This window comes from Corallococcus sp. CA049B, assembly GCF_003611685.1.
Lineage (GTDB): Bacteria > Myxococcota > Myxococcia > Myxococcales > Myxococcaceae > Corallococcus > Corallococcus coralloides.
Genome location: NZ_RAWC01000298.1, coordinates 1 through 8,952 on the forward strand (window position 1 = coordinate 1; position 8,952 = coordinate 8,952).

At 72.6% G+C, this 8,952-nt stretch carries 6 protein-coding genes; 4 read left to right on the forward strand and 2 right to left on the reverse strand.

The window, feature by feature from the left end:
• The 3 genes from D7W82_RS36455 to D7W82_RS36465 form a co-directional block, all read left to right on the forward strand.
• Positions 1-1,595: FAD-binding oxidoreductase (locus D7W82_RS36455; protein ID WP_233588151.1), on the forward strand; the 1,595-nt coding region annotated here is incomplete at its 5' end.
• Positions 1,596-1,715: 120 nt separating this feature from the next.
• Positions 1,716-2,654, forward strand: coding sequence for a hypothetical protein (locus D7W82_RS36460; RefSeq protein ID WP_120622705.1), 939 nt, complete (start codon positions 1,716-1,718; stop codon positions 2,652-2,654).
• A 123-nt stretch (positions 2,655-2,777) separates the two neighbouring features.
• Positions 2,778-3,965 carry a tetratricopeptide repeat protein gene (locus D7W82_RS36465; protein ID WP_120622706.1) on the forward strand — a complete coding sequence of 396 codons (1,188 nt, stop codon included), beginning with the start codon at positions 2,778-2,780 and terminating at the stop codon, positions 3,963-3,965.
• A gap of 30 nt (positions 3,966-3,995) precedes the next feature.
• Here D7W82_RS36465 and D7W82_RS36470 read toward each other — a convergent pair whose 3' ends face one another.
• Entirely contained in the window at positions 3,996-4,958 is a 963-nt protein-coding gene (locus D7W82_RS36470) for an ornithine cyclodeaminase family protein (RefSeq protein ID WP_120622707.1), read from the reverse strand.
• 268 nt (positions 4,959-5,226) lie between these two features.
• Here D7W82_RS36470 and D7W82_RS36475 point away from each other — a divergent pair, with 268 nt between their 5' ends.
• Positions 5,227-7,257 (forward strand): ATP-binding protein, encoded by a 2,031-nt coding sequence (locus D7W82_RS36475; protein WP_233588152.1) that lies wholly within the window; start codon positions 5,227-5,229, stop codon positions 7,255-7,257.
• Between the two features lie 7 nt (positions 7,258-7,264).
• On the opposite strand, the gene D7W82_RS36480 is transcribed toward D7W82_RS36475, so the two are convergent.
• A complete protein-coding gene (locus tag D7W82_RS36480; RefSeq protein WP_120622709.1) occupies positions 7,265-8,893 on the reverse strand; it encodes a Sapep family Mn(2+)-dependent dipeptidase in 1,629 nt (542 codons plus the stop codon).
• Positions 8,894-8,952 lie beyond the last annotated feature (59 nt).

The window sequence follows — 8,952 nt, forward strand, 5'->3', positions numbered from 1 at the left end:
CCGCCCGCCCGCTCGCCGCCCGGGGAGCCAGCGGTGGGACGCTTCCGCGGGCATACTGCGGCCCCGTGAGCGAGACCGATGGGAAGGCTCCGGACCTGCAAGCGGCCCTGGCCGCGTGGCGGGAGGCCGTGGGCGAGGCGCACGTCATCCTGGACCCCGAAGCGCTGGAGGCCGCGGAAACAGCCACCTTCGCCACCACCCAGCGCATCCCCGCCATCGTGCGGCCGGCGGACACGGCGCAGGTGCAGGCGTGCCTGCGCATCGCGAGCGAGCACCGCGTGCCGGTGTACCCGGTGAGCGCCGGCCGCAACTGGGGCTACGGCTCGCGCGTGCCCCCCGGCGACGGCAGCGTGCTCCTGGACCTGGGGCGCATGAACAGCATCCTCGCGCACGACGAACAGCTCGCGTACCTCACCGTGGAGCCCGGCGTGACGTTCCGCCAGGCCTACGCGTACCTGCGCGACAAGGGCTCCTCCACGTTCATCACCACCATCGGCGGCTCGCCGGACGCGAGCATGGTGGGCAACGCGCTGGAGCGCGGCGACGGGGCCGGCCCCAACGCGGACGTCTTCCAGCACGTGTGCGCGCTGGAGGCCGTGCTCCCCACGGGCGAGCGCGTGGAGACGGGCCACGCGCGCTTCCCCGGCGCCCGCTCCGCCCCGGTGTTCCGCTGGGGCCTGGGCCCGGTGCTGGACGGCCTCTTCAGCCAGTCGTCGCTGGGCGTGGTGACGCGGATGACGTTCTGGCTGGCGCGCAAGCAACCCTGGCTGCGCGACTTCTTCTGCGCCGTGAACGACGACGCCCAGCTCTGGGACATGGTGGACCGGCTCCAGGCCCTGGCCCTGGACGGCACGCTCAAGGGCAGCTTCTTCTTCTGGAACGACCTCAAGGCGTACAGCATCACCCAGCAGTTCCCCTACCCCTCCGTGGGCCGGGCGCCGCTGCCGGACTGGGCCCGCGAGAAGCTGCGCGAGGGCTTTGGCCGCTGGGCCATCAGCGGCACCCTCATCGCCCCGGACGCGGAGCTGGGCGCCCTCTTGGAGAAGCGGCTCGCGCGCGCCGTGGAGGGCGCCTTCCGGCCCCTGTCCTTCGGCCCGGTGGCCCCCTTCGGCGAGGGCACGCTCCAGGGCGTCCCCACCGAGACCAACCTCGCCATGGCCTACTGGCGCAAGCGCACCCCCAAGCCGGAGGACCCGAACCCGGACCGGGACCGCTGCGGCTTCATCTGGTGCTCCGTCGCCGTCCCCTTCACCGGCCCGGAGGCGAAGCGCGCCACGGACATCGCCGACCGCGTCCCCCGCCTCTTCGGGTTCGAACCCAACCTGGCGCTCCTCGCCCACTCCCCGCGCTGCGTCTACCTGGTCACCGCCATCGCCTATGACCGGGACGTCCGCGGCGAGGACGCCCGCGCCCGGGCCTGCTACCGCGCCCTCACCCGCGAGCTGGCGGACGCCGGGTACTACCTGACCCGAGCCGGACTCCAGGCGCAGGACGCCGCACCACCCGTGAAGGATGACTCCGCGCGGGTGCGCCAGCGGCTGAAGGCGGCGTTCGATCCCGAGGGAATCCTGGCTCCCGGGAGATCCGAACCCTGAGGGCGCGGACGGATCAGAAAGAAAAAAGAGGAGCGGAAACTTTCTCAGGTGGGCGCTCGATACTCTCTCAAGTCACAAGATTTCCCACCGCGCCTTGCGCCCGCCGGAGCACCCCCTTCCATGGCCATCGAGACCAACCGCTACCGCCCCGTGTTCCGCAACCCCGCGAAGCCCACTCCGGCCAACGGGATGCAGACGCGCCGTGAGGTCCAGGCCCACACGGAGAACCGGGCGCAGGGCGAGGCGACCCTCGACCTGACCCGCGGCGCGAAGGGCAACCGCGTCACCACCAGCAACAAGGCCAACCCCAACACCACGGCGGACATCCAGAAGCAGCTGGAGACCAGCCGCTTCGACAAGACGGTGGCCCAGGGCGAGTGGAACAAGAACTGGACCGCGGCCTCCGGCTCCCACACCTCCGGTGACGTGAACGGCAACTTCCACAACACGGTGGAAGGCCAGGTGCTGACGGCGGACGTGGCGGCGCAGGGCAACGTCTCCATCGACCCGCTGCACGGCAAGATTGGCGCCGAGGGCTCCGTGGACGTGCGCGCCGACCTGGTGCGCGGCTCCGTGGAAGGCCACGCGGACTCCGCGCTGGGCCGCTCCGAGTGGGGCGCCGAGGGCAACGTGGGCGCCGAGGCGACCGCCACGGGCCAGGTGGTGCTGGATCCGCTGCACGGCCAGGCCGCCGCCTCCGTTCACGGTGAGGCGTTCGCCGGCGCCCGCGCCAGCGCGGAGGTCACCCAGGAGATTGGTCCCGCGACCGTCACGGCCGGCGCGGAGGCCTTCGCCGGCATCGGCGTGGAGTTCGAGGCCAACGTCGGCCTGAAGGACGGCAAGCTGTCCGCCAACTTCGACGTGGGCGCGGCGCTGGGCATCGGCGCCAGCCTGGAGTTCGGCTTCTCCGTCGACGTGGGCAAGGTCGGCGACGCCGCCAAGGCCGCCGTCGAGGGCGTGGGCAACGCGGTGCAGAACGTCGGCGAGGGCATCAAGAACGTCGGCGAGGGCATCAAGAACGTCGGTGAGGGCATCAAGGACGTGCTGACCAAGTGGTAGCGGCGGGCCGCCTCCGGCCGCCTCCCACCTGAAGCTCTTCCCAGGGCCTCGTCCATCCGGGCGAGGCCCTTCCTTTTTCCCCGTTGCTCGACAGCCCCCGCCCCCTGGGGGACACTTTCCATCATGAACTCTCTGGAAACCCTCCTCGCGCAGGGTCAGGTGGCCCAGGCCAAGGCCGAGGCCGAGAAGCTCCTCGCGAAGAACCCCCACCACCGCGACGCGCTGGTGGTGATGGCCAAGCTGGCCCTGGTGGAGAACAAGGTGCCCCAGGCGGAGGGCCTGCTCGCCAAGGCGGAGGCCCAGGGGGCCACGGCGGAGACCGGCCTCGTGCGCGCGAACATCGCCGCGCAGAAGGGCCAGCTGGACGCCGCCCTCAAGGCCTACCAGGGCGTGCTCGCGGTGGAGCCGAACCGCGCCGAGGCCCACTTCGGCAAGGGCATGATGCTGATCAAGCAGGACAAGGCGCCCCAGGCGCTGGAGGCCCTGTCCCAGGCCGCGAAGCTTGCGCCCCAGAACCCGGTGTTCCGCTACCGCCTGGGCCAGGTGCAGCTGGAGGCCGGCCAGACGGACGCCGGCCTCGCCACGCTGCGCGAGGTCCTCACGCTGGCGCCGCGCTTCGTGCCCGCGTACCTGAGCCTGTCGCACGCGCTGTCCGCCCAGGACAAGCTGGTGGACGCGCGCAAGGTGCTGGAGCAGGGCCTCAAGGCGGTGCCCTACCAGCCGCGCCTGCTCGCGTCCCTGACGGTGCTGTCCATGGCGCTGCGCGACCTGCGCACGTCCTACGAGGCGGCCTCCGCGCTCGCGGCCCAGCGCCCGAAGGACGCGGATGCCCAGGCGAACCTGGCGCAACTGTTGCTGGCGCGCGGTCAAGTCGAGCAGGCCCGCTACGTGTGCCAGTCCATGGCGTCGCAGGGCGTCGCCAGTGAGTCGCTGAAGATGGCGGAGGCCACCTGCTTCGAGTCGCAGGAGCCGCCCGCGTACGACAAGGCCATCGCCGCGTACGAGCAGGGCATGGGCCTGGCGCCGGACGGCTGGCGCGCGGCGAACAACCTGGGCCAGCTGCTCCTGCGCATCCCCGCGGAGCCGGCGAACGCCCACCTGCCGCGCGCGGTGACGGTGCTGGAGGAGGCCGTGCGCCGCGCCCCGGACCGGCCGGAGCCGCTGCTCAACCTGGCGCTCGCGCAGGCGCGCCTGGGCCAGGAGCAGAAGGCGAAGGAGCTGGTGCAGCAGGTGCTCGCCATGCCGCTGGCGGAGGACACCGACCTGCATGAAGAGGCCACGCGCCTCTCGCGGACGCTGTCCAAGGCCTGAAGCAAAGCCGGACGCGCGGACGGCCCCGCGCTACTCGTTGAAGTCGAGCGTGGGCACGTCCTCGTCGCCGGTCGCTGCCTGGTACACGTGCCAGGCGGCGGCCAGGTCCTGGAAGGGCAGGCCCACCCCGGCGAACACCGTCACCTGCTCCTGGGACGTGCGCCCGGGCTTGAGGCCCGCGAGGACCTCGCCCAGCTCCGCGTGGATGGCGTCCTCCGTGAGCCCCGCCGCGCCCGCCGCGCCGGTGGAGACGCTCAAGCCCCGGTGGTCGCAGACGAACAGCGACTGCTCGAGCAGGTCCTGGGACAGCTCCGCCTTGCCCGGCTCGTCCGCGCCCAGCGCGGTGATGTGCGTGCCCGGTCGCACCATGCCCGCGTGCAGGAAGGGCTGGTGGCTCCACGTCGCCGTCACCACGATGTCCGCGTCCGCCACGGCGTCCGCCACGGACGTCTCCACGCGCACGGGCAGGTTCAGCTCCTGGTACATGCGCTGCGCGTAGGCGTTCGCGTGCGCGATGTTCGTGTCGTAGACGCGCACCTGGCTGAGCGTGCGCACCAGCCGCAGCTGCTTGAGCTGGAGCACGCCCTGGCGGCCGGCGCCAATCACAGCCACGCGCGTCGCGTCCGGCCGGGCCAGCACGTCCGCGGCCAGCGCGCCCACCACGCCGGTGCGCACGGCGGTGAGGTGGCCGGAGTCCATCACCGCGAGTAGCCCTCCCGTCACCAGGTCGTGCAGGTGCACCACGCCCTGGATGGCGGGCTTCTGCGCGGGGAACTTCGAGTGCACCTTCACCGTGTACGCGGGGATGCCGGGCACGCAGCCGGGGAAGAGCACCAGCGCGGTGCCCACCGAGTGCAGCGGCGCGCGCACCCGCTGCGGGGCCACCGTGCGGGCCAGGGCGTCGGTGCGGAAGGCCTCGCGCAGGTCGTCCAGGAGCAGGAGCGCCTGGATGTTGCGGGCCACGGCGGAGCGGTTGAGCAGGAGGGTGCGCATACTGTGACGGCCACCCTACCCGAGCGTGCGCATGCCCTGGGGCGCGAACGTCCCCAGGGCCGGCCGAGCGCACGAAGGTGAACGGCGCGCCGGGCGGTGCGTCCGGGGCCTGGCCCGGAACCGGCGGCCGAGCGCTCGTGACGGGGGCTTCCACCGAACGCGGGGACGAAGCGCGCCGGGCGCACCATGCGCAGACTTTCCGAGAGGGGTGGCGCGACCGGGCGAGGCCCCGGGGAGACTGGCGATGCAGGAGCCGGATTCACACTCCGTGGACGAGCATGCGTGCGGCGGCTCCCGCCCGTCCGCGGCGGAGTTCCTGCGCGCGAATCACGACGTGCTGCTGGCGGAATGGCAGCAGGCGGTGATGCAGGACCTGGCCGGGAAGGACTCCATCCGCCAGCCCTGGCTCATCGACCACATGCCGGCGCTGTTCGCCGCGCTGGCGGACGCGATGGAGTCCGGGCCGGAGGCGCTGGACGAGCGCCTGGAGGCGGCGCACGCCGCGGCCCGCCTGGACGCGGGCTTCAACCTGGGCGAGGTGGCGCGCGAGTACGCGCTCCTGCGCCGCTGCATCCTCCACCGGCTGGAAGCGCGGGAGCAGCGGCTGCGGCCCGGGGACCTCACGCGTCTGGAGGAGACGCTCGACCGGGTGGTCACCCGGACGATGACGTTCTTCTGGGACATGAAGCAGCGCATCCTCCAGACGCTGGACCGCATGTCCGAGGCGGCGCTGGGCGACCCGGACATGGAGACGCTGCTGGAGCGCCTGCTCACCCGGCTGATGGAGTCCGCGCTCACCGTGGACACGGCGGCGGTGATGCTCCTGGAGGACGACGCGCTGGTGGTGCGCGCCTCGGTGGGCCTGAGCACGGACGAGGTGAAGGGCCTGCGCGTGCCGGTGGGCCAGGGCGTGAGCGGGCGGGCGGCGCTGGAGCGGCGGCCCTTCTTCATCCGCTCGGCCGCCACGGACCCTCGCGTCCTCGTCGGGCCGCTGCGCCGCGCGGGGCTGCGTGCGCTGTACGGCCTGCCGCTCATGGACGGCGAGCGGATCCTGGGCATGGCGTACATGGGCTCGCGCACGGCCTTCGCCTTCTCCGACTCGGACGTGCTGCTCTTCCACTCCGTCGCGGAGCGGGCGTCCGCGCACATCGCCCAGACGGAGCTGCACGCGCGCGAGCACGAGGCACGCCAGGAGGCCGAGCGGTCGCTGGCGCTGCTGGACTCGCTGCTGGACGCGTCGCCCGTGGGCATCGCCTTCCTGGATCCGGACCTGCGCTACCTGCGCATCAACGGCACGCTGGCGCGGCTCAACAGCAGGCCCGTGGAGGACCACCGGGGCCGCACGCTGCACGACATGGTCCGCAGCCGCTCCGTGGGCTCCATCGAGCACTCGCTGCGGCAGGTGCTGGAGACCGGAAGGCCCGTGCAGGACGTGCTGCTCGAAGGGCCGGATCCGGTGCGGGGCCGCGCGGGAATCTGGCGCGCGGACTACTTCCCGGTGCGCACCCCGGACGGCGTGCTGCTCGGCGTGGGCTCCACGGTGGTGGACATCACCGACCACAAGCGCGCGGAAGGAGCGCTCCAGCAGGCCATCGACTTCCGCGAGGAGCTCATCGCCGTCCTGGGCCACGACCTGCGCAACCCCCTGCACGCGGTGAACGCGTCGGCCTTCATGCTGGGGAAGACCCCCGGGCTGGACGCGACGGCGCGCCGCTCCGTGGACCGCATCCGCAAGGCCACGGCGCGGATGACGCGGATGATCAACGACATCCTCGACTTCGCGCGCAGCCGCCTGGGCGGAGGCATCCCGGTGACGCGCCAGCACGTGAACATGGAGGAGCTGTGCCAGGGCATGCTGGAGGAGTTGCAGGTCGTGTACCCGGAGCGGCCCCTCGAGCTGGAGGTGCAGGGGGACGACCTGTGGGGGGACTGGGACCCGGACCGGGTGACGCAGGTGCTGGGCAACCTGGTGGTGAACGCGCTGCAACACGCGACGAATGACACGCCCGTCGTCACCACGCTCCGGGGAGAGGCCGTGGACGTGGTGATGGAGGTGCGCAACAAGGGCGACCCCATCCCGCCGGAGCTGCTGCCGCGCCTGTTCGACCCGTTCAAGCAATCGAGCGCGCCGAACGAGGGCCACAAGCCCCGCAGCCTGGGGCTGGGGCTCTACATCGTGAGTGAGATCGTCCAGGTGCACCGGGGCAGCGTCCGCGTGGAGAGCGCCGCCGGGGACGGCACGACCTTCACCGTGCGCTGGCCCCGCGTCCCCCCGCCGAAGGGCTACCTGACGCCGTGAGCCGCCGTCACGGCGCGGCCTGCACCTCGGACGCGGGCGCGAGGGCGAGCGTGTGCACGGCCTCCGCGAGCATGCGCGTGCTCAGGTCCAGCGTCTCCAGCGCGATGGACTCGTCCGGGGCGTGGCCGGTGTAGGGCTCGTTGGGGAACGCGGGCCCGAAGTCCACGGCGCGAGGGAAGAGCCGCGCGTAGGTGCCGCCGCGGATGGAGCCGGGCACCGCGTCCGGCGCCTTGCGCTGCCGCTGGTAGATGTCCATCAGCGTCTTCACCAGCGGGCCGGACGTGTCCGCCACGTGCGGATCGCCCAGGTAGCGGCCGGCGCCCTCCTTCACCTGGCCACCGGAGTCCTCGCCCACGCGCTTCGCGGCGGCGTCCAGCGACGCGTTGAAGGCCGCCGCGTCCTGCCCCTGCGGCCGGCGCATGTTGACGCCCAGGGACACGGTGCCGTCCTTCACGCGCAGCACGGTGGGCGCCACGAGCAGCGGGCCCATCAGCGCGTCCTGGTACTTCAGGCCCAGCCTCTCGCCGTGGTGGTCGCCGTCGAAGCGCTTCGCCACCACGCGTAAGAGCGCCGCGATGCCGTTGTCCTCCAATGACAGACGCGAGGCCACGGCGGACACATCCCAGAGCGCGTTGTGGCCCTCGTCCGCGACGGACGAGTGCACCGCCACGCCGTGGGTGGTGAGCACCACCGCATCGCCCTCCCGCTTCGCGCCGGCCTTCAGGTCCTTGCGCGCGGAGGACTCCTGGGCGATGGCGGCCTTCACGGCGGCGAGCACCGTCTCCGGCGTCTGGCCCTTCACGGGCGCGAGCTTCAGGGTGGCGGTGCCGGGCACCTGGGTGAGGAACTCGCCCGCGCTCACGTCCACGGCGCGCGCGACGGTGCCCTCCTTCGGCGTGGCGAGGGCCGCGCCCACGGGCGCCTCCAGCGTCCACGCGACGAAGCCGGACTGCGCGGCCATCACCGGGTAGCCGGAGTCCACGGAGATGACGTGCGTGGGCTTGGGCTGAGTGGTCGCGTACTTCTGCATGCCGGACCAGTCGCTCTCCTCGCCGTTGCCGATGATGATGAGCACCTTGCCTTGCGGCTTGAGGCCCAGGTCCTTCGCCATGGCCAGCGCGACGAGCCCGGAGGCGATGGGGCCCTTGTCGTCCTCCACGCCGCGGCCGTACAGGCGGCCCTTCTCCACCACCGGCTTGAAGGGCGCGCGCTTCCACTCATGGGCGGGCGCGGGGACGACGTCGCCGTGGAACACGAGCCCCAGCAGCGGCTCGCCTTCACCCCAGGACAACTCGAAGACGTCGTTCTCGCCCACGGTGCGGAAGCCGAAGCCATGCTGCTTCGCCCACGCCTCCAGGGCGCGGCCCATGGCGGCCACCTCCGGGTTCTTCGCGGCGGGGGCCTCGCTGCTCACCGTCTTGAAGCGGACGAGCGTCTGGGTGAGGGCCACCACGTCATCCAGTGCACAGGCCTGGACGTAGGCGGCGTAACGCTCCGCGGCGGAGGTGCCCTTCAGGGCGGTGTCGGAGAAGCGGGCGGCGCGGGCGGCGGGCTTGCCGGCGCAGCGCGGGTCCTTGGCGGCGAGGGCGGCAGCAGGGGCCAGGAGGCAGAGGGCGGCGAGGAGGCGGGTGCGCATGGGAGGCCTGGGAAACCGTCGGGACGACGGGGCATTCCTGGTGGGACGGGGGGCGGGAG

What these genes read in the sequence shown, in the direction of transcription:
- D7W82_RS36460 (WP_120622705.1), top strand. Translation starts at nt 1,716, where the DNA reads ATGGCCATCGAGACCAACCGCTACCGCCCCGTGTTCCGCAACCCCGCG.
- D7W82_RS36465 (WP_120622706.1), top strand. Translation starts at nt 2,778, where the DNA reads ATGAACTCTCTGGAAACCCTCCTCGCGCAGGGTCAGGTGGCCCAGGCC.
- D7W82_RS36470 (WP_120622707.1), bottom strand. Translation starts at nt 4,958, where the DNA reads ATGCGCACCCTCCTGCTCAACCGCTCCGCCGTGGCCCGCAACATCCAG.
- D7W82_RS36480 (WP_120622709.1), bottom strand. Translation starts at nt 8,893, where the DNA reads ATGCGCACCCGCCTCCTCGCCGCCCTCTGCCTCCTGGCCCCTGCTGCC.